Below are 24,131 nucleotides of genomic sequence, written 5' to 3' on the forward strand. Positions count from 1 at the left end.
CGCTGCTGACTTTGACATGTTGCTGACCTTCAAATCCTCAATGACTATCATTGCGTGGTTTTTGCTGACGGTCGTTGTGACTTTGTGAAGGTAGTCCCTGCGGATATTTGCAATACGGGAATGCAGTTGCTGTATTTTGCGTTTCTGCTTCTGCCAGTTGTTGCTGAATTTGACCTTGCGGCTTAACTGACGCTGGAGTCTCGCCAGCTTCTTCTGGTTTTTCTGAAAACTGTTTACAGGCTCAAAGACTGTGCCATCTGACAGCGTGGCAAGTTTAGCCACGCCAGCATCCAGCCCGACTATCGTTGTGCTTGTGTGATTTGGTTCTGCCGTTTCAATTTCAACCTGAAACGAGATATACCACTGTCCCGCTAACTGACTGATTGTCGCATTTTTGATTTTACCGTTCACACGTTGAGATTGCCGGAATTTTACCCACCCAAGACCTGACGGTAGCTTCACTCTGCGATTTTCAAGGCAGCAATATTTCTCAAAGTTCACAAAACGGATTGAGTCTCTGCCCTCATTTTTTCGTTTCCATACCGGAGCCTTAGCTGCGAGCTTTTTATCAAAACAACGTTTCCATGCGGTATGCAGGTCTTTCAGCTTTTGTTGCAGATTGTCGGTATAAGCATCCTGTAAGAAGATGTATTCCGGCATTTTTTTCCACACCGTAATCATCCGGTTCAACTCGAAAGCCGAAGGTAGCTTTTCGCCTGAGCCAAGTATGCGCTTTGTCTCCGCAAGACCTAAATTCCAGACAAAACGGGCGCAACCACATAACTGCCGCAAACGCTGCGACTGCTCATGCGTTGGTTCCAGTCTGAATTTGTAGGCTTTCAGGATTAGCATCATCATTCAGTGTGTAGTAGATTTGCTTACAATATTACTGCTTTTACGGCCAACCTCAATGCAAAAATATAAAATCAATCGTTCAAGACATGCTGCCTTCCTTTTGCATGTTCATCTTGTCTTTGTAACAAAATACCGTCGAAAGATACTGGGAGAGTTACACTGTGCAGCATTCCATCAGTATGCAGCAGAAGTCTGCCGTGATTTTGGGGCAGAACTTAAAGAAAGTAACGGAGACGTCGATCATGTCCACATGCTGATCGAATACCCACCAACAGTGCAACTTTCGGTACTGGTTAACTCACTGAAAGCAGTGACATCCCGCCGTCTGCGAAACGAATTTCTTGATTTGCGGGGGGCATACGGAAAAGCCGTGCTCTGGTCGAGGTCATACTTTGCTGGCTCCTGCGGAGGTGCGCCGCTGGAAGTTGTGAAGCAATACATTCAACATCAGCGTGGCTGATCACCTTTCGGGCTTTTCAAGCCCGTCCAAATTCCCCTCCCGCCTTATGTCGGCGGGAGTACCCTTTGGAAGTTAAGATGGTACAAATACGAGCACAAGACAGGTTGTATTGCGTCCTGTGTAACTCTCAATTAAGTTTGGTATCCAAATACTGAAAATACCCCTGAGCCACAAGAGTAGTTTTGGGCCGGATAAGAGGTGATCTGATAAGTTGCGCCAGCAGGGACAGCAAAAGAGATGAATGCTGTCTTCCCATAAGATGGGTTGTTGCTCGCATTTGTGCTAATCAATGCCCCTGCAACGTATCCCTGCAATCTGGATGTGTTAGCACAATCTCCCCCGGCGGAACCACCATTCCCTCCAGAGGCGTAAACAAACAGCGTACCACTTCCCGTATTGCGACCAGTAAATGATCCTCGGTGTGATCCAAGATTACTGTAACTACCGTTAGAGGAACCGGAAGTTCTCCACACACCGGATTGGCACGAAAGTATCGCCCCTGTACTGTCGCGGCCTACAAGCCCGTTAGGGGAGCAGGAAGCGCCAGCCGTTGCTGTTTTTTCAAGCTGTAAATACTCGCCTGTATAGAGGCGTCCATCAGCGCGTACAGTTCCACCTTTTACCTGGCCGCCAGTGTAAATCCCTTTATTATTCACGCTGCGCAACCAGGACGAATCGGACATATACCAGCCGCCACCATAGGTGCTGTTCATCCAGCCTTTGCTGTTTTTTGTGACCAGCCAGCCATTATTCGAAGTGATATCACCGTTGGTAGTGGCTGTATTTCCTGAAATTGCGCCAGAGAACGTACCGTTACGTGCGCTGATATCGCCGGAGAGCGCGGCGGCGTTGCCGTTTAAAGTGCCGACGTTGTTCAGATTGTTGCTGTTCATATCAATCGCCGTATGCATCCTGTTAAGGTCGGGACGATTAGTTATGGAGTAACGATACAAACGGTCGCTTTCCTGCAAATCAGCGCCAACAAGTGCCATTGCAATATGCCCGGTCGCGCAGTTCAGCCCATAGTTTGAAGGCGTGTCAGACCAGCCGCCACCCGCGCCAATCGCCTGCTTGCTGCTGTTGATGTAGCCGCCAAGCCCTTCAATCATGCTTGCTACCGAGCGCATTCCGGCTTCTGACAGGGACTGACCGCCATTACTACAGGTCAGGGCTTCCAGACGGGATGTTTTGCTGTTCTTTGCAATACCGGTAATGTAGCTTTGTCCAAAATTGGATTCAGAAAAACCAGATTTCAGATAGCCTTTCTGAATGAGTGTTGTTGGCGTGATTGTTTTGGGTAAAGATCCAGCAAGTAGTGTTGATGCATTGTCAGCAACATAATTACGAACAGCGGTGTTATAAGTATTTGCGTGTTCTGCTGCATTCTGCCAGCGAACATTATTCAGATGGTTTTCAATGTTTTCATAAACTTTAGGGATAACCATCACCATTATGCCGATGACAAGCAATACTTCAAGGAGAGATACACCTTTATCTGTCTTTTTCATTGCTCTTAATCCTCAGAATAATATTCCCGGTACGAGTGAGTAAACAAACATTCCGCCACAAAGAAATGGGCCAAATGGGATATATTTTTTTTGCTTGTTTAATCCGCCAAGAGTGAAGAAAATAATTCCGCCGATAACGGCAATAAATACAATTGAACAGGCAATCTCAGGCGTTGGAAACCATACGCCAGTTCCTGCAATAAGTAGCACATCTCCCATGCCGAAACTTTCCGTTCCGTTTTTATATGCAAAGTAAAGTCTTACAAACAGCATAATGAAGAACATCAGTATTGCACAAAACAAACCAGACAATATATTGTTATTCCATGCCTGATATAACAGGCCGGAGAAGATAAATGTCACGGTATAAAGGCGTGGTAGTAGAAATGAAAGAAGGTCTATACAGGCCATTAATGTAAGGAAAGCATAGAAAATAATCACTATTATAGATTGAATCAGTGATAGCTGATTTAATGAAAGATACATAACGGCAAGCGTTGTCAGTATCAGACAGTAATATTTCTCTGCTCCGGTTTTATAAGATACATTAAGTTTATTTAAACGGAATTTAACTTCATTGTAGGCGTAGCATTGACAGACGATATTTGCACAGCAAAGTATCGCCGTATTAAATATGCTGTTTAGCATAAGTTACCTTACCATGTATTTATTGTAGACATAGCGTGCGTATTTGATTCTTTTCTGTTCGTTACTTTCTTTGAAACCAGCGTTATAACTGCCAAGACAACTCCAGTTTATGCCGCATTTCTGAAAATGTGTTGCCAGAATCCACGCGCCAATCTGTATATTGAGACAGGGGTTATCAATAAGCTCTGATTTGTCTTTTATTACGCCAAGTTTTTTCAGGTTAGGGATGTGTGATGAATTAATTTGCATTAGTCCGTAATCGGTGCTTAATATTTTTCCTTTTTCTTTGTTGTGATTTATCCGGTCTGGTATGAGTGAACTTTCTACAGTGGCAATGCTTTTCAGAAGCAGGGGGTCAATCAGGTAACGTTGCCCGGCTTGTGCAAAGCAGGCATCAAATCGGGTCGTTGTCGCTGAATATGCGGGTTGCAATGAAAAGATTAATGATGAAATACATGATAGCAGGATATAAAGAACAGAACGCACAATACTCCTCCTTAAACATGGAAAAAATAAGCGCCCGAAGGCGCTTATCCGATGCACATGAAAAATCAGGAATCAGTGCTGAAGGTCAGCGTATTGCTGTCAGATGCGCAAACAGTTGCTGCACTGACGGTTGATGTGGAAGTGTTGTTAATTTTGGAGATTGCGCTGGAAGAACGCAGGGCGTTTACCAGAGCCATACAGTTTTTTTGCGGTACACTGGCTTCAATAACAGTGAAGGAATATTTATCTGTTGATGGAGTAATTGTGACGGAGCCGCCCCACGGGTTTTTCGCGCTTGCGCCAGTTGTATCCGCGATCATATCGGATGGCAGTAATCCTTGCGCGTAAAGAGTCTTAATATAGTTACTGTCAGTATAACGCCCCTGAAATTTCAGTGATTTCATGTTGGCAATCACTGTCAGGATGTTATTTTGTTCATTGGATGACTGAATGTTGGTCTGCACCATTGAATAGAGTTTATATGCACTTGCTGCAAGTACAACAATAACACCAACAACCAATAACACCTCCATCAGTGTTGCCCCTTTGTCCTGTTCTTTTTCTTTTCTACGATGTGCAGAAAAAGAAGATAAAACAGAACGCATATTTAAAAAATTAATAGAAGACATAATAAATAACTCCTTGTTTAATGAGGGGTTGAAAAGAATATATTAGGGATTAGTGTTGCAGGACGTTACTGACATCGTAGAGAGCAGTAATCATCATGACAATAAATGCGAAAACAATTAATGCGGATACTACAGTTATCCAGACTCCTGTTGATTTAACTTTTCCTTTTGCTTCCTCCAGCCATTTATCAGCATAGTTAGACATCATCAATGCATTGTCGGCATTTTCAGAATGAAGTAATAGTTTGTTAATGCATAATTTTGATGGGAAGTCATAACCGCAACTTTTCATTGCCATTGCAAGTGACTGTCCAAGTAAAACATATCTCCTGATTTCTTTTATTCGCTCGAGTAGCCATCTGTTTTGAGTGCAGTTTTTTTCCAGCCTTTCCAGTGCTTTTGCAACGGGAATCTCAATGCTTAACATGGAGGCCATGTTGAAGAGAAAACTTACACCATTAAATGTTTTATAAAGTGACCAGGGGGGAATGTAATCAAGATACTGACGACCCGGTCCTGTATAACGCGCAAGCGAATACCTGATACTGAAAAACAGCACGATGCAGAAACAGAGAATATACGTTCCGTTTTCTATCAGGAAACCAGACGTATCTGTCAGTAACCTCATAGAGCTGGTCCAGCGTTCTTTCGGTGCAAGAGAAAGGAAAACAGGTGTTATGGTATCGTGGACCATATACATGTTTGCCAGGCAACCAAAAACCAGTACGGATGGATAAATCATCGACATAACAAGAGTCATTATCATTTCAGAACGACTTCTGACAATTTTTATGGCCTGAACTAATCCTCCGGCTAGGTCGCCGCGAATTTCACCGCTTGATATTAGTTGGTATTCGTCCTCCTTTATATATTTTTTAAATGCTGAAGATATTGATCCTGTATTATTTAGTGCATTAAGGCACTCACAGCAAATATAGTAGGTTGCAGAAGAACCCGTTTTCTTCCCGTAGTCTGTTTCTATATCAATCAGGTGTGTAAGAGCACGTTTTACATTTATGCCATCATTTAACATCCCAGATAAATCTTCATATAAATTTATTCTGGAAAACCTGAATGTGTATTTTGCCAGCCAGTGGGATATTCCAGAGAAATCAATTTCTATCGAATTGAGTTTCTCAAATATATCTTTTATCGCCATGTCCCCTCCGGGAGCATTGAGTATTTATCTTCGTCAATGGGGGATATGAAGTGTGCGGACAGCGGATCTACCAGGCCATGATTAATCAGGTGTAATAAGTGCTGATTACGGGTAATTCCTCCAAGTTCATAGTGCCAGTATGATTTTGCTTCCAGACGCCCGGACTGACGATACAACTGAAAAAAACGTGCGTCGGGTGAGACGACTTCTGCTATAACCGTCCTTCCCGTTACGCCTTTATAACAGTGCTCACAACCGTCAAGATTGCGCAACCGGACCTGTTCCGGCAGGCAATTTTCCTCAATGAGTTTCCGTTCTTCTGTACTCAGTTTGTCTGCCATTTCAGCATAAGTGCGCTTACAGTAAGGACAGAGTTTTTGTACCAGCCGTTGACTCAGCAGACCGATAAACAGAAGAGGATCTGCAATCAGCCTGGCCTGAATATTCTCCATTTCAAGGCGCTCAATAATATTCAGGGCATCGTTGGCGTGTAAGGTCGTCAACAGAAGGTGGCCTGTCATCGAGGCTTTGATTGCCGCTAATGCCGATGCGTGATCACGAATTTCGCCGTTCAGTATCGCGTCTGGATCAAGTCGCATAGCGGATTTAATCGCGTCAACCCAGCCATCGACGGAATCCCTGACTGCCGTCTGTATTGCGCCGGGAATGCGGCCCTCCGGCGGTGATTCAATGGTGAAAAGGCGTTTTCGGGGGAGACGCATATTATCGTTATGGTTGAAACCAAACGTGCTCAGATAGGCTTCTGAAGCCGTTCTCAGAGTCGTTGACTTACCGGACCCTGTTGGGCCGGATAAAACGATAATTCCTTCCGGGCGTTGTAACATTCGCCTGATTGTCTGGATTTGTTGTGGCATGTAGCCAAGTTCTTCGAAAGTGGGAATATCCTCGCTGTCATCTTTAATCAGGCGGAAGACCGCGTATACACCACCCACGCACGGATAATGCGAATAGCGCGCCCCAAAAAGATTTACAGGCTTCAGAAAATTCTCTGCGATACGTGCATCCTGCGGTATTGCCGGGTCAAACTGCGTACCTTTGATAACATCGCTCATTCCAGAATAGGCAGCACCCAGCAATTCCAGCCCTTCTTTACGCGGGATGACATCCAGAATTTCCAGTTCCCCATGCACGCGTGCTTCGACATAAGTGAACTCGGAACCGTCCCGACCAGGTGTGATGTGCAAATCGGAACTTCCCAGGTTGTTTGCTTTCGCCAGGTAGCTAATGACCTTTTCCTGGTTGCTGTTTAAGTGTTGTGATGAGTTTGAATCAGACCTTCTTTCGCTGTCCTGGTAGCGGGATGCGATAACATCAAGAGTGGTCCAGGTTATATTTACCTTTCCGGGATATTTAACATTCAGAGTGCCAATATAAGCCTGAACAGCACGCTGTCCTTTACTGTTATCAGCGATATAAACATGAACAGGTTTATCGTCTTTTTCAGATATACTGACGTATACAACATCAGAAATATCTTTTCCGGGATAGTCTGCGTCAGAAAAAAACATTATGTGTCGTCTCTTTCAATAGCATTAAAGAATAAGCTGGCGTTTCTCTGTACCATTTTGAATCCAGACGCCATTACCAGTGATTGATGCCACCTTATAAGAAGTACCTGGAATACTTTGCCCGACCTTGACATCAGTTACTGACCCGTCCAGGAGAGAAATTCGTGCTGACATTTGTTGTGGTGTACCAAATATTTCAATAACACGAAGTGATTTAGCGGTTACACGTTGCGCTGGTATATCGGTATCTGCAAGGGAAGAATACCCGGAAGAGGGCGTTATTGCTGGCGTTGCGGACGCTACACCATTCAAATCAAGATTACGCAATTCACTGACAGCCTTCTGACGCGCCAGCTTTGCTTCGTAAATTACCGTTTCAGCCTGAATCTGCTCTACCTGTAAAATGGTCGGAGATGAATATTTTATTTCGTCTTTTGGCGTGCTTTCAGATTCTGTTGCGTAAGCAAGTGAACTGAAAAAACAGACAGAAATAATCGTTGGTTTAATTATTTTTAACATAGAATGCACCTTTAATCTCATAATTCAGTCTTCCTTCTTCCAGTTTTATTCCTGCATACTGGAAGCGAACGGCAGGTTCATGAAAGTTAGCGAAAAGTATTGAAGGCGGGGTGCTGGTCTGAATCATTAATTCATACTCGTTCCACGGGAGAATTATTGGACGGCCTTCTTCATCTGTTTTTGTGTTTTCAATTTCCTGCCAGGTGAGTTTTAACCTCATTTTTTGTGCAAATGTTGTCAGGCGTTCCTGAATATCTGTTGCCTGTGGCAATGTGTCCGGGGTAATTGGATCAGGCGAAACGTCAAAACTGACAGGAAGAGAAAATCCCCCGGCGCTGCCTTCTGGCAATACAAAAGTTGCTGTGGTTGTCCCCTGGAATATTTCTCGTATCCGTGTGCTGAAGTCCTCGACCGTAACGCCGCTCAGTTCCTTATATGATGTGCGTAACAGCCCGTCATTACCGGATGTGCTGCATTCAGCAAGGTCAAAACGCCATCCGGCGATCGATAAGGGCAGTGCATCCCATTTATCAATGCATTTATCAATAAATGGTTTTATTTCAGGTAAATGTTGCCACGGTGGGGCAATCTGTATTGCCTGTTTGTCTGCCATTTCTTTTGCCAGACGAAGACGTGCAGCTTCTGCCGCAGCTTCTTTTTCCCGGTATTCCTGGTACATGGTGATCCCGTTCCAGAGCAGTATGGCCAGAATGGCACTTCCGCCATAAATCATGAACTGACGTTTTCGGGATACGCGAGTAAACGCCGCCTCTTTCGGCGGTTTTTTTACGTCAATCAACGCAGACAGAGTGAGTGAGGGGAGTGCCTGGCTGATATCCCATGATTCAGGCTGGTATAGTTTCCAGCCGGGTTCTGGTGTTTCATTAAACTCAAGAAATGTTGTCAGGGCACTCATGATCTGACTTTTGTTACCTACAACATCGTTGACGAGAACGTTATTAACGCAGGAAACAAAGCCATAAAGATCACCGAGTTCGCAGATAGCGTATCCGTCAGGTTCGATGAGGGGTTTTATCATCAGTGCCAGTGACCAGAATGAGGACGCCCCTGTGGGAAGATCCTCTTTTCTGATAAATGCCACCATCGTTTTGGTTTCATTTTCTGAATCCTGATACTGACAGGAGAGAAAATATTCAGCGTCGTTTTTTCTTGCGAATGTACGCGCATTCTTTTCTTCTGAAGGAAGCGTTTTCCAGTCCAGACCGGAGAAAAAAGCACGCTTGTTTTTAATAACCGAAGTGAAATTCCGGTTATTCTGATTATTCTCAGACAAAGTGACCTCCAAAAAAACTCCCTGTGTTTTTTCAGGGAGTTTTCAGTTAATTAGTTCACATTTTTTATTACTGCACTGGAGCCGGAATTAAGCACATTTGGTGTAATTAAAACGACCAGAATCGTGTCGCCGTCTTCACTGTTAACGCCCCCCCCAAGTCCAAAGAAGGAGGGGGTTATTACACCTTGCTTACTGGTTTTCCGGTTTGATTGCTGGAATCCACTCAGAATGACTGTCTGGCCTGATTTCAGGTCAATAGTCTGATTAATCGTCTTCAAATCCACATTCGGTGTTTGTGCTTTACTGCCGCCACTTTCGAACACCTCAAAAGTAGGTTTGTCAGACAGACTCATTGAGAACAGCAATTGCAGGTTTTGTGAATCCGGCTGAATGTATGGAAGCAGAGTCATATTGAATCCGGTCGTTATTGTTGCCGCATTCAGTGACGTGGATGATCCCACATTGGCGGTGGAATCGGTTGTGACACTTTCAATGAAGCCCTGCTGATTGGCAATTTGCATAGGGACGGGCGTCAGGTTTTTAGTCACAGCGGAGTTTTGCGTTACGACACTGACGCTGCCTTGTGACGACAGGGCTTTCAGAAATGCTTTTGAGCCAGCCAGCTTACCGTCCACGATGGATACACCACTGGTAATAACATTCCCGGCGGCATCACCAAATGAGCCACCAAGACTCAGACCAAGATGACCATCATTAAATACAGCGTTCCAGTCGATTCCCGCCTGTTCCTGGCTTGATTTCTTGATACTCAGGATTTCAACGTTCAGCACAACCTGACGACTCATTTCATTATTGCGCTTGTTCACAATCTCCTGAACGCTGTCCAGTACATCCGGGGTATCTGTTACTGTCAGTGAACCAGTGGACAGATACATGCGCCCTGTACCTGGTGTCAGCATTGAGGAAACTTCGCTTTTCAGGTCGTTGTACAGCGATGATTTCATTTCCACGGTTGTAGTTTGCGTATTTGATGCGTCGCCAGTCATACCGCCAGAACTGGTAGAGCCGGTACTGCCACTGGAAGACATTGTGCCGCTCACAACTTTTGAGTTGTATGCCACATTGCTGTCCATATATGTGATCGGGAATGAGCGCGTTTCCAGATAGAAGAATGTGATACGGCCTTTATCGTATTTCCAGGATATTCCCAGCCGTGAAGATACGGTTTGCAGTAGGGCAGGAAGCCCGGAGATATTCAGTTCAGGGAGTGATGTACCGCCAGAAGAGACTTTTACTGGCTGACTGCCTACTGACGCCAGAGGAACCATTCCATTAGCATCCGGTGCTGGAATTGATCCTGTCATTTGTTGTGTTGAGCCAGTGCCTGTACCGTTCAGATAGGTCCAGACATCGGCGCTGATTCGTACCGGAATATGACAGGTTTGTGTGATGCGTTGTGCGATCTGGCGTAGCTCAATATCTGAACGAGTATTAATCACAATCGGGCAGGGCGGCGCTGATTGCTTTACCTGCTTTTCAATAATTGGCGTTGTATTAATCCATTGTTTTGTTGAGTCCTGGATAACCGGGTTATTACGAATTTTTTTCGCGTATTCAGTCGCTTTTTGTGCGTCTCTTTCGGCTGCAAGTTCATTAGCATTGATTTTTTTGAAGTTTGCACAGCCTGATAATAAAAAAGAGGATATTAATAAATAAAGCAATTTTTTATTCATGTTTAATTACCTTATGGAATATGCAAAATACTATTTGCTGGTTGCGAGAATTATTCAGATACGTCTGTTTTATCGTGATTATCAAGGTCTGGATTGGTAATTACATTTCCTCCGGCAACCATGACTTTTTTCTGGTCAGAAAGATAAATTTCCGCATCCCTGGCTATTTTATTCATGAGTTCTGTTTTATCTTTGAACAGGAGTGGGATCTCAACTGGATTATTACGGGCGATATCCACGCGGCGTTTAAACTCTGGTTCTTCAAACCAGATTATTTTGTTGGCAATAAATGGTCGGCTAAATTCACTGGTTATAATTTCACGGATTGCAATATTTCTGGCTTTATTCTTCTTATCCCGGAGAGACACAATTTCTTCAGGAAGAAGAACCGGGCGCTCTATTACATCATCATTCCGTGTACGTGAACCTCCTCCCTTACCACCACCACTGGAAATTGAGCGTTTGGATATTTTCATATCACGCACCCCAATCTCTTCTGAAATCTTCTTAGCCAGAGCATTTTTTGATTTCGGCGGATAGTAAAGCACAACAGCACTGTTTTCAGTGAATGTGGTCCATCCTTCCTGACCGTACATATCGCTTTTTTGCCCTTGTCCTTCATTCTGAAGAATGAACATAAAGCGAAGGTTATAACCTGCTGTAAAACCAACAGCGCGTTCAATGACCTCCGATTTACCCATTGATGTAAATTCATCCAGGAGAATAAGACACTGGTATTTCAGGTCCGGGTTGTGTTCCGGCAGTTCACGACAGTTTTCATTAACCAGTAATGAGAAGAAAAGGTTTACAATTTTCTCATGAGTGATTAAAGCATCCGGTGTCAGACCAAGATAAATTGACATGGGCTTTTTACGAATATCCCGGATATCAAAATCACTGAAATTCGTCGCCTCAGCAGTAATAGGGTTGCTGAAGATGCTCAGCGGTGATGAAAAGTTTGTTTCTATACTTCCCCTTGTGCGATCTGGTGCTGACATGAACTTAAAGAAGAATGATTTTGTTTTATCGCTAATCCAGCTACGGTTTTCAATTTCCTGTCCCATCCATGCGGCGAGATCTTTTCCATTATCGGGAATCGACGTTTTCAGTATGGCGCTGATGGAAACAAGAACGTCCGGTACATTATGACCTTTGGTTTTCTGTTCCAGGTGAAAACGCTCCTTGTCCAGCAGGTAAAGTCCTAACCCGACAAAAAGGTTTCGTGCAGAATCAGACCATATAGGATCATCACTTGCCGGGATAAGGATTGCGGCAATTTTTGCCAGGTCCGTTTCACGAAGTAAATCACTGCGACTGACGCAATCCAGAGGATTCCAGCGGTGAGAGCGTATCTGTCCTTTAATGGCCTGGTCGATAGTTTCCGCGTATCCGGCGGGCGCAAAGAGAAAGCATTCTTGCCCTAATTCTTTTTGCCTGAATCCGGCTGATAAAAACCAGTTTTCAAGTTTGATATCCAGTATGACCATACTTCCTGGATAGTTTACGCAGTTGGGGATAACAATACCCACCCCTTTACCAGAACGTGTCGGGGCATAAAGAATTAAAAATTGTTGTCCGGCGAAATAAATAAATTGTTTTTTGTATCTCCCCTTGAACATTTTACCGATGAGTATTGGTGGATGTTTGTAAGGTGATTTTTTATCCGGGAAAAAACCTGATTTACTCAGGTCCATATCAGTTGCGAGTCGGGCGTCACCGTAGATGACTTTTTTAGGCATAATCCCAATCACGACAATCAACATGAATATGGCGAAGAATATTAATGGAACGCTGAATCCAAACCATGCCATAAAAACGAGTTTTTTATATTGTGGGTTGCCAGAAAATGTTGAGATTACAGAATGGAATGTATCCCACTTGAGCAAAGACATATCAACGGATGAATATCTTAATGCTGTGTATCCACCGAGATAGTTTGAGGCTATAAGCACACCCACAAGAAGCAGTAACAGGAAGAGAATTAACCCCCCCGTCTTTTTTGCATCCATAGTTATCTCCAGAATTTACATTGTGCTCAAAAAGCGATTTTTTTCTTCGGGTTCGTAATACAGTTCAGTCATTCTGGTATGGTTGAAAAAAAGAATGACATCAATTGATGTTTTTATCGTGCGCATGATGAGGTCCATATCAACAGTCATGCCAACATCAGATTGTTTTACAATGCTTGCCAGTCGTGAAAATGAGGCATAAGTATTATTAGCATGAATGGTACTGATTGAGCCTTCATGCCCTGTATTAAGCGCCTCCAGATAACTCCATGCTTCGTTACCCCTAAGTTCAGCAAGAAAGATGTGATCTGGCTTTAATCGCATACACGCTTCAATGATTTCCTTCGCCTCAACGGTATTTTTTTTGTAGAAAAGCCGGATGTGGTTTGGATGCAGCGGCAGAGACATTTCCGGCACATCTTCAACGGTTATATAACGCCGTTCAGGTGGAAAGATATCTGCAATTGCCTTTGCTATAGTTGTCTTACCGGAGCCAGTCCCACCGACGATTAAAAAATTAAGACGGTCTTTAACTGCCTCTCTTAAAAATTGAGCTTTAGATTGACCATCTGGACGCCGGGATAATTCATACAGGTAGCGTTGCCGTTCAGTGAGGATGGCTTCGTGTTTCGTCGCAATCCTGACATTATCAAAACGCCCTGTTCGGACATAATCATCTATAGTAAAGCGCGTTAATGATGGCTTACGGATAGATATCACAACGCTGTTATTTTCTGTTGCAGGTGGAATGATGATTTGTCCACGTTCCCCACCGGGAAGAACTACCGATGCAATGGGATTATCATGGCTAAGTGGTATTTTTATCTTTGATAAGTTTGTCAGAGTTTTGGCAAGTGTCATTAAATTATCAAAAGTCGCGTCTGGCGCATCTTTAGATTCCCAGCCATTTTTCCCTTCAAACCATATTGTTCCTGGTTTATTCACAGATATTTCTGTGACATGTTCAATATTAAGAACAGACTGGATACCCGTCATATCCAGATATCGTCTTGCGGTTTTACTGTTATCTCGTGGTTGTGATGTATTACTGGTATCTCTGATGTTATTCATATCAATTGCTTTACTGAATTACTGAAGATCATATACGGATGAAAAGTCGATATTTCGCGGAACAATAACAGACAATACAGTCCCCTGATTAATATATGCCGTGGGGGGAATATTTATCGTATTGTCCAGCGTTGTTTTTGCCATTTCTTTTGTTGCGTCAGATGTGTTTTCGTAGGTGATATTGCTGTTTGAGCCTGTTTGTTGCGTGCTGTTTTTCAGAATATCTAAACCATCACCAAGTAATGACAGCAGCAATGCACCACCAAAACGCTGACCAAAATGATTATCGACCCATGCAGGAAGGCCTGAAGCGCCCAGACTGTCAGTGCCAAGTGCGCCAATGCGCACATTGACATTTTCATCTTTGAGCGTTGTCCAGTTAACGAACACACGGGCTACTCCCTGTGTCATGACTTTATTCTGCTCCCCGATCAGTAATGCTCCTTTACGGGCAAGAAGCACTTCGCCGTTATCCGACCAGACGTCTCGTGTTAACTGACACATTGTGATACCGGGATAAGAGGTTACGATTTTCGTTTTGAGCACACAGGATAATGCTGTTCCCGCAGATAACAGATATCGGCGGTTCAGCACAGGGGATACCTTTCCGTCTGCGTACTGACTGCCCTGTAAATCATCTCTTTCCTGGTTTTTTTCGCCTGGTTCCTGATTGTCGATCTTCACCATTGTGTCGCCCATCAGTTGTCGGATGGATTTTGGCAATGGTTGTGGTTGGTTTGGAGCGCCACTGGCGGTTTGGGGAGTGCCGTTGGCTATCACATTGACGGCTGTTTGATCGGCCTTTTGTGATGGTGGCGCTGACGGGGCATTGTCTGCCTGTTTCTGTTCTTGCTCCTCCTGTGCTTTCCTGCGGTTAGCGGCATCGAGTTTTTCCTTTTCTTCGATGTTTTTCATCATTGTTGTCAGTGAAACGCCATTGTTGCTATTTGTGACCAGTGTCTCGTCAGACTTCTCAATAGGTGTTTGCTGAACGACCTGTTCTCGTGAAAGAACTTTAAACAAGATAATGATCACAAATAACGCGGCAATCAGTAATATGATGAGGATTAATATTTTTTTTGGCGCTGCTTTACCTTTTACTTCGATAATTCCGCGATTTCCCGCGTCATTATTCTTTTCATCATCTTTATTTTTCATAGCTGAACTTCTCTACTCGTGTTTTTCCGTTTGACGTACCTTTTTTATTCCACGGACGATTAACGATTGATGATGTTCTGATATCTGCAACCTGATCACCCAGGCGCAAACGGAGATTTTCAGCCACGTCATAGTAAACCATTGTGTTTTTATTTCTGTCTCCGTTAACCAGATGTTCATTTCCATCGGCATCAACACGATAAAGGACCGGAATTTCCTGTTTATTAGTCCATCTCATGCATGTAAATTCGCCATTATCCCATACCTGATAAGGGAAAATTGATTTGTCCCCCTTGAGTTGATAATGACCATTAATTATTCCACCATCAGTGCATGGAAATGGCTTTTCAGTCATTACGGTAGCTGACGGTGGTTTCGGATAATTAAAACGCAGAATATACGTGGGTTGTTTCGTGGTTGATATCAGGTAAAGAGGATATATATGCTTATTGGTCTGAACGGTAACGTTTGTATCCGGTTCTTCTGCTTTTGGACGCAGAAACAGAGTGTTGTCCCTGACCGATACTGACCAGGCTTCTGGATCACCAATTCCGACATCTTTTATTGTTTCGTCTTGTCCGAACTTAATTGTTGTTTGTGCGCCTGCTTTTACGCGCACATTAAATACATCCTGCTCGTTATAATCTACGGTCTGAATACGCCCGTCTCGTTCCGATGGTGTGCCGTACATAGCTGCTAAAGCACCAGGTACTTGTAGCATCGACAAAAGAACTATCGCAGTAGTGCGTTTAAGCATCATTTTATAACCTCTGGATCAGGTTGGTAGCTCAGAACTTGCAGTCCCAGCGGATTCACAAGGCGCTCTTTTTCTGTTTTGATATCTTTATCCCAGTCAAAAGAAATCGTCGAAATCCACTCTGTTGCTCTGTATCCGGGGGCGGGTTTACCAGATAAATCCAGTACCATTTTTTTGAAACGCACCTGCGCCATATCCTTCCTTAGAAGGATTACTGAATTAATCTGGACCTTAATTTTGTAGTTGTTTTTCAGAATGTTCAGTGGTGAGGAATCAGCACGAATCATGGTGTCATAAGCTGAAAACACCTTTTGGGAAGACATTGTTTTTACTGTATCGGCCTGTTCCTGGATAGTCTGCCAGTCGTATGCTTCATAGTTAATGAGATATTTTGACAGGAAATATTTAGTCTCAACATCCTGATAACTTTCCTTAGCATCAGATAATTGAGGGGCAATATCAGTATATCCAGTGCTGTTATCCACTCGCACAAGGAACGGTACAGCGGTTTTTAATGGAGCAAGGGAGGCTATTGCGAAACCAAGAATGCAAATTACAACAAATTCACCAATGGCGAGAATGGTAAATGTTTTTGCCTTTTTCTTTATGATTTCAATTTCACTACGCTCAAAGTCACGTATGGCCTTGAAATAATCCTTTTTTTCGTTCTTTTCTTCAAATTTCTTTTTGGAGGCTTCTTTTTTTGAATGTTCATAATAGTTTGTGTTTTCCATTAATAATCACCTGCTTTGATCTGTTCAATTGCTGTGTTTAACTCAAACCATCCCCCTTTTTTCTGCACAGGATTGGGGGTGTGAGAACATGCACTAATTAATAGCGCGGAGGCAATTATGAGGGGGATTTTCATATTGTTTTCCGTTCTGTATAAAACAGAGAAATTAACCGTTCAGGCGTTTCAGGAGTTCTGGTATCCAGATATCAGGAGCTACATCTCCTTTTTCAGCAATAATCTCATCAAAAATAGACAGGCCAGTTTCAGAGCCAGAAAGCACGGGGATAAACTCATCGAATCCAAACAAATCCATTTTGGCGAAAACAGAAGAGCCAGATTGCTTGATGAGCATGGTCCTTGACTCCTTCGTCAGCTCTTTGAGTTTTTCAAACTCTTTTTCAGTAAGCCCAATTTCTTTATATCCTTCCCATTTTGCATCGGGATTGGGCAGGAGAATTTTCGTCGCGGTTTGTTGTACCAGCGCCGCAAAAATTGCGCAGTTTATGGCGTCTTCCGGGGACTGTGATGTTAACCACATCATTTCACCTTTCATGCGCCCCGCTTTCAGTGCGCTTTTAATCATGCTTTGTGTCATGGGAAAGTTTGCTGGCATCCAGAACTCTTCAATAATGGAGAGCATCAGATTGCCGCCGCGTTGCATGATTTCTTTGTAGAAAAACAGGACCGCGAGTAAAGGTTCACAGGCAGGATGAATACCGTTTTTTGTGTCCAGGACAACGGTTGTATCAAATCCCACTTTTTTATGATGCAGTGGATTGAAGGTATTCCGGGGGGAATCCACCGCCCAGGCATATTCGCCGTTGTCGCACCATTTGGCGAGACGCGTCTGAAGTTCAGGACTGACTATATCGAGAAGAAGGGCTGTCCGGCGTTCTTCGACAGGCATTCGCATAATGCTTTCCACGGCAGCGTTTAATTCAATGCCATGTTCATCAGAACAGGGGTTGCCCTGGTTGTCTCGTGCCAGAACCTGTGTCCAGCGTTTCAGAAATGCGAGAAGTCTGTGCCAGACGGGCGATTCCGGGCCTTCTGCCAGTTGCCACGGATTGCAGCCGGTATAGATACCTTCCTGCAATGTGAAATAGCTCCCTCCGTATGCGCGGACAAAAAGTTCGGTAGAACGGTTGTAATCCACAACAAACATTAAAGGGTCAAAGCGTTGAAGAAAGCCGCTGGCTGTTGCTTCAAATGTTGTTTTCCCTGTGCCTGTTGCGCCAAGAAACATTGCGTGTCCGGCAATTTTTTGTCCGGTAACATTTTTTTCCGGTGGGCTGTAATGTGTATTGAACCAGTAAACGCTGCCTGAATCCGTTTTTAAAGGCATTATGGCGGAGCCATCACCAATAGGATTGCCTGATTTTTTCCCGGAGGAATAATTGTGAAAAGACATCAGACAGGCCAGGTTGGTAATTGTTCTTCGGGTATCCAGTGGACGCCTCTTATTCAGCGGCATATGACTGAAAAAAACAAAAGGTGATGCGAGTGAGGCGCGACTGAAGCGGAATCCCTTACCCGAAGTAATAAACTCAGCAGAGAGCTTTATACCATTGCTTCTGGCCTGATCTGGTGTATCACCGAATACCGTTAATGCGCAGTGTAGTGAACCAAACAACGTAATTCCGGCTGCGACCGCTTCTTTACCAGCTTCGAGTTCTTCCTGCTGTATTTTGGCTGCATCATTAGCTGATTGTAGTTTGTTTAACTGTGAATCGATATTCTTCAGGGTTTTTGTTGGTGACTCAAAAATAAAGGATTGAGTAAGAATAAATTCATAGGGTTGTTTGAGAAGGAAATCCCATTGTCCGGGGGTTGTTTCTATCGGGAAATCCTTCAAAATATAATTCGTTGCGAATTTTTTACTATCCGATTCGTTGTTACGCAGTTCAAGAACATCAGCACCAAAATACCATTCAGAATCACAAATACTGGATGATAAGGGGGTGGATGATAAAGGAATCATGTTATGTTCTGCATTTAGCAATAGTGATAGATAGTCTGCCACCTCACTAATATAAGTATTGTAAACGGATAATAAAGAAGCGTTAAATGGTAGAAGTGCTTTTTGCGCCTGTTGTGTCATTTCATTCATGCGCTCGATTCCGGTATCAACATCATCGTAGGGAATCCCAAATGTCAGATACCATGTTGATTTATAGAATGCGCTGGATGTGAACAGAGCAAGGTATTTTTTTGAAAACCTGCTTAAAAAAGCATTGTCAAAATTCCATTCTCCATTGATGGTTGCTCTTTTCTTGATAAGATGAGTCCATAAATACAGGTCGCCTTCCTTTCCTAACCCAATCAGGAAGTTTTTAACGCTGTTAAATAAATTTGTAAGAACATTATCGTTCTCCGTCTCAAATGGAATGCCTGCTACAACAAGTGAAGCCAGCATTTTTCTGTCAGAAGTAAAGATAATACTGTCTGTTACATGGAAGCGATAATCTGGATATTCACGAGCAACATCCATATTGTCACTGTTTTTTAATTTGATTTTGTGCATATATGTTACCTGACAGATGAATAACCAATAATTAAATCTCTGTGGCGGATTTTTAACAAAAGCCCCATAAGGTTTAAACGGATGACTCTTAGTGCGTTTGAGTCATTTTCACAGGCCAGTTTTACTATAAAAAGAAACAGCGCACATATGACAGGAATAATTATCCCTTTTATACCCCAAAGGAAAATAGCGGGGAAGCCTGTCAGAACAGCGAAAAAAGCCGTGAACAATAACAACATTAAGGGTATACCAGCAATTAACGCAGGACGGTTAAACCCGTTATAAGTCATGAATGACTCACTGACATGTTCATTTACTTTGTCCATAACTCACCATGAAAAAAGCCGCAATTCACACATAAGGTAAATATGCGGCACAGTTGTATATATGGATTACTTATTTGAAGAGTTCCAGCGCCCAGTTCCCGGCGTAAAGTGCACCGCCAGCGAGGGAACAATAGACAAGCGCCATTCCTACATCAGACCAGCTTTTCTTCTCCATGAATGCCATGATGACGTTATAGATCAGGTAACACAAAGCACAAACACCACCAAAGCTAAATGCCCATGTCTTAAGTTCTGTCATGGTATTTGTTGCGGTGTCGAGTCCACCTGCATAGGCAACGGAGGCGGTTAGTGACAGGAAAAACGCCAGGATAAAATACTGCAAAGTTGATTTGACTTTCATTAATTAAAATCTCCAAAAACATCCCAGTCCGGTGATGTTTTCTCTTCATCATTCGGGGGTTTTATTTCTGATTCATCAGTTTTTTCACGGATTGATGGCACGATATAGTTATTCGCGTTACGAATAACCCGTTCCAGATAAGAAGTGTTGTTGAATTTCTTTTCTTTAATAAATCCTGTTGATTCGTTACCCGAATAATACAAAGATAAAGCGCGGAGAATTTTTTGATTACTACTACCCTCCTTTTGTCTCAGATAATTGTCCGTCAGGACTGCCGCTCCTGCTTTTATATTTGTACACGGGTCAAAAACTGTTTTATTAGTCAGATTGAGTGATGGGAAATTTTTGCTGTATATCTGTGTCAGACCTGCACTAAATCTTTTATTTTCTGCTGTTAATTTTTCTGCATATTCAATAGCTCCTTTTTCATCTTTAAAATACTTACTTGTTCCGTCAGAAACATTCGCTATTACATATGGATTAGCCCCTGATTCAGTCATAATCAGGGCATTCATCGTATCGGGTGATACATCAGGGGCACACTGACTTATCAGTGCTGCCAGAACAGCCGCTGATAACTGCATAAGGGATTTATCTCCTGATATTAAATTCGTGAAGAACGTTTTTTCCTGCGGGGGCGACGAACGATACTGTCCAGCTCATTAGCGCCGGAAAGAAGTTCTTTCAGCGAGACAATTTTTTCCCTGACAGGTATAAGGGATTTTGCCCCCAGACATTGTTCAAAGTCTGATTTGTACAGGTCGTATAAAACAAGCGTATGTTTTACATCCTGTGACAGATAATTATGTTTATTCTGGATGTTACCTTGTTCGATATTTTTGATAACATCTGCTGAACGATGAATTAAATCTGTATAGATTCGGGTGTTTTTAAGGGGATTTATTTTTATATATTCAGAAGCAAGCTGAATAAGATTGCATCGTAAGATAAGGACTTCACGAGTGGCAATATCAAGCTCGCTGAGATCATCATTATCCTGCATGGGTATCTCCGGTAAAGATTTTCTGGACTGAAGTCCGCGCCGTAGCGATATATCCGGCCCACATAATGATGTGTCGGATATGCAGACTCCAGTTCAGAATCCCCTTGTCAGGGGATATTTAGTTAATGAGTACAATAGCCTCTTCTGGAATGGAGGAAGGAACGGGAACGCCCATATCATTCCCCTGATTATCGACAATCTTCTTATTTTTTACTCTTCCTAACATTGCTGAATGTTTTGTTTGCTGCTGCAAAGCAGACATCAGACCTTCTGTATCGGCAGACCAGATATAAACTCGCTTACCGTAAATAATATGATGAATATCATAAACGGGTGTTATACCGATTTGCTCAGATGTTAACGTTCCTCCTGAATTACGTTTGTCTGGATATTTATAAAGATAGTCATTGATAACATTTGCGAAATGGACAAATTCAATTGCTTCCTGTTTTGCAGGAAGCAACTTCATTCGCTGTATGGTTTGGTTATTGTTATCTGTCAGATAGTAACTGCCTATTGACAGGAATATCAGGAGCAAGCTGAAGAACCAACCCATAGCGATTACTCCTGTTGTGTGTCTTTAATTGTGATTACGCATTGTGAAATATTCCTGAATGCGTATAACGGTTTATCTGCTGAAAGATAAAGCATCAGCGTATCTTTTAATGCAGATTCAAAGTTTCCCCGGAAAATAAGAGGAGCATCTATTCTGTAGTTCACAGGAGTATCCCATACAAGATTCCAGGTTGAATTACCACACGGTGAACTTGACGCCCATTCGGTGAGGCCATCCCGCAGCGTCGAACCTTTTTTAAGATTCCAGGTGAGTTTTTCTGTCTGTTTTTGCGGAACGGTGACAGGCGTTAGCGGTTTTTGAGGTAACTTGTCAGAGGAAACTGGTGTCCTGACAGGAGATGCAGGGGTTTTGTCAGGAGATACAGGTGCTTTTTGTGATGTTTTCCCTTTCTGTTGTTGAAAATCAATCAGAAGATGTCTTTTTTCGGTGTTCTTAATTACCGTCAGACCGTAGTTGCGAAGCATTTTATCCAGGACATAAGGCCATTGATCGTTGCCCTGCCAGGATATCGTGCGACGGAAAGTTTTCGTTACCTCCGGGGATATTTCAGCCGTCCAGTCCGATGGGACAATTTCTTTTAATGCTTTTTGCAGCGAGCCTTTACCATCATGGCGAACAAAGTAAATTTGCTTTTCAGGTGTTGATGGGCCTGTAAGCGTGGTGGCCGGAACAGCGTTGTTAGCGTTTTTTTTCAGAAAACCGCTTTTTGACATTAGCGGTGGTTGTTCAGGACGCGGTTTTGTCTGCTGATCAGTCTTTTGTGCCGTTTGTGCCTGATGGTTGTTGCTACTGATTGGCTTTGCGGGAGAGAGTGCTGGTTGTTCAGAATGCTGTTTAGTTGCTCCTTTGGCTGCTGTTTTTATCTCACCAGATGAAGTTATGCTGTTTGTTGTCGGCTTCAGAAAACTATTATTGCTGCCCTGGTTTTTTGGCGCTGTCGCTGATTGCTCAGAACGTGGTTTTACGGTTTCTGCAATACGAGGCGCGGGAGTTACGTTTATGGTTTCCTTTTTGAGATAATTATCATTGCTGTATTGAACAGTGCTGTTTGGCTGTGACACGGGCTGCTGAAGGGCCACCCCGTTATAGTATGTGTCTGCTCTTACCTGCTCAATTGTGGTATTCAGTTCATACCAACCTCCTTTTGCCTGTGCGGGTTCAGGGGCATGGGAACACGCATTCAGCAATAATGTGGTGGGAATAATAATGAGCTTTTTCATGGTTAACCCCAGGAACGTCCGAACTTACTCATGATTTTTGAGATCGCCGCAGGGTCTGCGGTCGTGCATTGATTAAGAAACGCTTTTCGGGCATCAAAGGTTTTGCTCCAGCGAATAGATCCCTTTTTCTTTTTGATGATATTAAAGAAGTCCTTTTCGGCGCTTTTGCATTCGCTCCCGCCGCCGCTACCGATAGCTTTACCGTACAGACAAAGAACGGAAGCACACGGATCAGACGCATATACGGGGGCAGAGAGTGCGATAGCACTTGCGGCAACCATCGATAAAATGATGGATTTCATGGAGTTCCTCCATATTTCAGGCAAAAGAAAACCCGCACGAGGCGGGTACGAATGAGCCATTAAAGGCGGAATTGCACTCTTTGTTTAGTTTTGATATCTATCCTGTTGCATCATCAGAACAGAATACTGGAGTTAAGTTGGTTATGGCGCGGTTTTATTTAAATGTACCTTTTGAAGAAAAGGATTTGGCTAAACAAAAAGGGGCGCAATGGGACCAAGAACAACGGAAATGGTTTGTTCCACAGGGGAAAAATCCAATTTATTTTATTCGGTGGATAAAAGAATTAAATGAACATGATTACAATGTTTTTTCGCAACGTTTTTATATTGCGGAAAGTCACCAGTCTTGTTGGCGCTGTAAGAAAACAACTCCTGTGTTTGGTATTTTTTTACCTCGTTGGTATAAGTATAGAGACGTTATTTGGGGAGTTGATCCTGCCGAATGGGAAGATTGTATATTAGATGAATGGTATGAAACATCCTCCCCTAAGGGTATGGAGTATTTTTATTCAAAGAAAAATATGATTTATCGGTGGTTAACCAGTAGAGTATGGTGGACTGATTTAACGAAAATTGAAATAATTTCAACCTCTGCTCTCTCAAGGATTAATGAGTATTCAAAATTATATTATCCATCCCATAGCAAAACAGCAAAAATGAAGTATTACGCGAATCATTGTTGTCATTGTAACGCAATGCAAGGTGATTTTATGATGTTTAATGAGCCAGGGGGCGTGTTCTTCCCTGTAACATATGAACAGGCGGAGAAAATAAGATTCCATGAAGTCAATGAAACAATATTTGCCAAAGCAAGTTATAGTTTAATACCCGAAGCCGGAGGTTTCATAGATCTTTAAGCAAGATAAGACCCGCACGAGGCGGGTATTCTTTTAAATAGAATCACCTTGCTATAGGGAAGGTGATTCTATTGTAAACGTTCCATTAGATCCCGCACTGTCTTCTTGTACTCTTCTTTTTGTGCGTTGTTCTAATGCAGCACGAACATTAGAACTATTTATCAACTGGTCACTGCGTACAGCCAAAAAAAGCCCGCTTTGCGAGCTGTTTTTAATGAAGGATTATTGCATCATATTTTTAAATGCTTTACCCGATTGCTCTTTTTGAATGGCTTCATGCGCATTTTCGCAGTTTTGACCAGACATATCCCCTTTGCTGCATTTTTCGACAACATCTTGGGCTTGTTCAAGATGTTCAGTGTAGTAACTGACATCATAAACTTTGTCTTCACAAGCAGCTAAAAGGAAGCATGACAAGATAGTTAAAGTGCTTATGAATTTTTTCATTCGAA

The 24,131-nt window shown here is 43.0% G+C and carries 26 protein-coding genes; 2 read left to right on the forward strand and 24 right to left on the reverse strand.

What is annotated here, in order from left to right:
• Positions 1-852, reverse strand: an 852-nt coding sequence (locus tag ACJHYW_RS19965) for an RNA-guided endonuclease InsQ/TnpB family protein (RefSeq protein ID WP_259637083.1), incomplete at its 3' end; no start/stop codon positions are given.
• 58 nt (positions 853-910) lie between these two features.
• Between ACJHYW_RS19965 and tnpA the strand changes: the two genes are divergently transcribed.
• Positions 911-1,315 (forward strand): IS200/IS605 family transposase, encoded by a 405-nt coding sequence (gene tnpA, locus ACJHYW_RS19970; protein ID WP_001175008.1) that lies wholly within the window; start codon positions 911-913, stop codon positions 1,313-1,315.
• A 131-nt stretch (positions 1,316-1,446) separates the two neighbouring features.
• Here the strand turns inward: tnpA and pilV are convergent, their stop codons facing one another.
• The 22 genes from pilV to ACJHYW_RS20080 form a co-directional block, all read right to left on the reverse strand.
• Positions 1,447-2,823: a shufflon system plasmid conjugative transfer pilus tip adhesin PilV gene (pilV, locus tag ACJHYW_RS19975; RefSeq protein ID WP_247821998.1), complete on the reverse strand. Its 1,377-nt coding sequence runs from the start codon at positions 2,821-2,823 to the stop codon at positions 1,447-1,449.
• 12 nt (positions 2,824-2,835) lie between these two features.
• Positions 2,836-3,471 carry an A24 family peptidase gene (locus tag ACJHYW_RS19980; protein WP_069684560.1) on the reverse strand — a complete coding sequence of 212 codons (636 nt, stop codon included), beginning with the start codon at positions 3,469-3,471 and terminating at the stop codon, positions 2,836-2,838.
• Between the two features lie 3 nt (positions 3,472-3,474).
• Positions 3,475-3,957 carry a lytic transglycosylase domain-containing protein gene (locus ACJHYW_RS19985; RefSeq protein WP_001258095.1) on the reverse strand — a complete coding sequence of 161 codons (483 nt, stop codon included), beginning with the start codon at positions 3,955-3,957 and terminating at the stop codon, positions 3,475-3,477.
• Positions 3,958-4,022: 65 nt separating this feature from the next.
• Positions 4,023-4,586 carry a type 4 pilus major pilin gene (locus tag ACJHYW_RS19990; RefSeq protein WP_097479680.1) on the reverse strand — a complete coding sequence of 188 codons (564 nt, stop codon included), beginning with the start codon at positions 4,584-4,586 and terminating at the stop codon, positions 4,023-4,025.
• Between the two features lie 49 nt (positions 4,587-4,635).
• A complete protein-coding gene (locus tag ACJHYW_RS19995; protein ID WP_153674374.1) occupies positions 4,636-5,745 on the reverse strand; it encodes a type II secretion system F family protein in 1,110 nt (369 codons plus the stop codon).
• A complete protein-coding gene (locus tag ACJHYW_RS20000; RefSeq protein ID WP_000466225.1) occupies positions 5,736-7,274 on the reverse strand; it encodes a GspE/PulE family protein in 1,539 nt (512 codons plus the stop codon). The genes ACJHYW_RS19995 and ACJHYW_RS20000 overlap by 10 nt, the downstream gene beginning before the upstream one ends.
• 24 nt (positions 7,275-7,298) lie before the next feature.
• The gene (gene pilP / locus ACJHYW_RS20005) at positions 7,299-7,793 is read right to left on the reverse strand and encodes a type IV pilus biogenesis protein PilP (RefSeq protein WP_112917650.1); all 495 of its coding nucleotides are present in this window, start codon (positions 7,791-7,793) and stop codon (positions 7,299-7,301) included.
• On the reverse strand, positions 7,777-9,087 hold the full coding sequence (gene pilO2, locus ACJHYW_RS20010; protein WP_001454111.1) for a type 4b pilus protein PilO2: 1,311 nt from the start codon (positions 9,085-9,087) through the stop codon (positions 7,777-7,779). Before pilO2 ends, pilP begins: the two co-directional genes overlap by 17 nt.
• 50 nt (positions 9,088-9,137) lie before the next feature.
• The gene (locus ACJHYW_RS20015) at positions 9,138-10,781 is read right to left on the reverse strand and encodes a PilN family type IVB pilus formation outer membrane protein (RefSeq protein ID WP_054173908.1); all 1,644 of its coding nucleotides are present in this window, start codon (positions 10,779-10,781) and stop codon (positions 9,138-9,140) included.
• A 50-nt stretch (positions 10,782-10,831) separates the two neighbouring features.
• Positions 10,832-12,790 carry a type IV secretory system conjugative DNA transfer family protein gene (locus ACJHYW_RS20020; protein ID WP_259616538.1) on the reverse strand — a complete coding sequence of 653 codons (1,959 nt, stop codon included), beginning with the start codon at positions 12,788-12,790 and terminating at the stop codon, positions 10,832-10,834.
• Positions 12,791-12,805: 15 nt separating this feature from the next.
• Positions 12,806-13,861 (reverse strand): P-type DNA transfer ATPase VirB11, encoded by a 1,056-nt coding sequence (gene virB11 / locus ACJHYW_RS20025; RefSeq protein ID WP_001059977.1) that lies wholly within the window; start codon positions 13,859-13,861, stop codon positions 12,806-12,808.
• Between the two features lie 18 nt (positions 13,862-13,879).
• Positions 13,880-15,019: a TrbI/VirB10 family protein gene (locus ACJHYW_RS20030; RefSeq protein WP_054173905.1), complete on the reverse strand. Its 1,140-nt coding sequence runs from the start codon at positions 15,017-15,019 to the stop codon at positions 13,880-13,882.
• Positions 15,009-15,710 carry a TrbG/VirB9 family P-type conjugative transfer protein gene (locus tag ACJHYW_RS20035; RefSeq protein ID WP_000274524.1) on the reverse strand — a complete coding sequence of 234 codons (702 nt, stop codon included), beginning with the start codon at positions 15,708-15,710 and terminating at the stop codon, positions 15,009-15,011. The genes ACJHYW_RS20030 and ACJHYW_RS20035 overlap by 11 nt, the downstream gene beginning before the upstream one ends.
• 65 nt (positions 15,711-15,775) lie before the next feature.
• Positions 15,776-16,510: a virB8 family protein gene (locus tag ACJHYW_RS20040; RefSeq protein WP_000432282.1), complete on the reverse strand. Its 735-nt coding sequence runs from the start codon at positions 16,508-16,510 to the stop codon at positions 15,776-15,778.
• 165 nt (positions 16,511-16,675) lie between these two features.
• Positions 16,676-19,033: a VirB4 family type IV secretion system protein gene (locus ACJHYW_RS20045; RefSeq protein ID WP_065304451.1), complete on the reverse strand. Its 2,358-nt coding sequence runs from the start codon at positions 19,031-19,033 to the stop codon at positions 16,676-16,678.
• A 5-nt stretch (positions 19,034-19,038) separates the two neighbouring features.
• Positions 19,039-19,359, reverse strand: a complete 321-nt coding sequence (locus ACJHYW_RS20050; protein ID WP_000362080.1) for a VirB3 family type IV secretion system protein — start codon at positions 19,357-19,359, stop codon at positions 19,039-19,041.
• A gap of 70 nt (positions 19,360-19,429) precedes the next feature.
• Positions 19,430-19,720, reverse strand: coding sequence for a conjugal transfer protein (locus ACJHYW_RS20055; protein WP_000865479.1), 291 nt, complete (start codon positions 19,718-19,720; stop codon positions 19,430-19,432).
• Positions 19,720-20,304, reverse strand: coding sequence for a lytic transglycosylase domain-containing protein (locus ACJHYW_RS20060; protein ID WP_001177113.1), 585 nt, complete (start codon positions 20,302-20,304; stop codon positions 19,720-19,722). The genes ACJHYW_RS20055 and ACJHYW_RS20060 overlap by 1 nt, the downstream gene beginning before the upstream one ends.
• Before the next feature lie 20 nt (positions 20,305-20,324).
• Positions 20,325-20,723 carry a hypothetical protein gene (locus tag ACJHYW_RS20065; protein WP_072643816.1) on the reverse strand — a complete coding sequence of 133 codons (399 nt, stop codon included), beginning with the start codon at positions 20,721-20,723 and terminating at the stop codon, positions 20,325-20,327.
• A 118-nt stretch (positions 20,724-20,841) separates the two neighbouring features.
• Entirely contained in the window at positions 20,842-21,279 is a 438-nt protein-coding gene (gene pilM, locus ACJHYW_RS20070; protein ID WP_000539665.1) for a type IV pilus biogenesis protein PilM, read from the reverse strand.
• Positions 21,280-21,284: 5 nt separating this feature from the next.
• Positions 21,285-22,520: a TcpQ domain-containing protein gene (locus tag ACJHYW_RS20075; protein WP_410233372.1), complete on the reverse strand. Its 1,236-nt coding sequence runs from the start codon at positions 22,518-22,520 to the stop codon at positions 21,285-21,287.
• A 2-nt stretch (positions 22,521-22,522) separates the two neighbouring features.
• A complete protein-coding gene (locus ACJHYW_RS20080) occupies positions 22,523-22,822 on the reverse strand; it encodes a TrbM/KikA/MpfK family conjugal transfer protein (protein ID WP_000835763.1) in 300 nt (99 codons plus the stop codon).
• 143 nt (positions 22,823-22,965) lie between these two features.
• Between ACJHYW_RS20080 and ACJHYW_RS20085 the strand changes: the two genes are divergently transcribed.
• Positions 22,966-23,679 carry a DUF5710 domain-containing protein gene (locus tag ACJHYW_RS20085; RefSeq protein ID WP_065304452.1) on the forward strand — a complete coding sequence of 238 codons (714 nt, stop codon included), beginning with the start codon at positions 22,966-22,968 and terminating at the stop codon, positions 23,677-23,679.
• 222 nt (positions 23,680-23,901) lie between these two features.
• Here the strand turns inward: ACJHYW_RS20085 and ACJHYW_RS20090 are convergent, their stop codons facing one another.
• Positions 23,902-24,126 (reverse strand): EexN family lipoprotein, encoded by a 225-nt coding sequence (locus tag ACJHYW_RS20090; RefSeq protein ID WP_065304445.1) that lies wholly within the window; start codon positions 24,124-24,126, stop codon positions 23,902-23,904.
• Between the last annotated feature and the right edge of the window lie 5 nt (positions 24,127-24,131).

This window comes from Escherichia sp. WS3063, from assembly GCF_046486595.1.
Taxonomy (GTDB): Bacteria; Pseudomonadota; Gammaproteobacteria; order Enterobacterales; family Enterobacteriaceae; genus Escherichia; species Escherichia coli.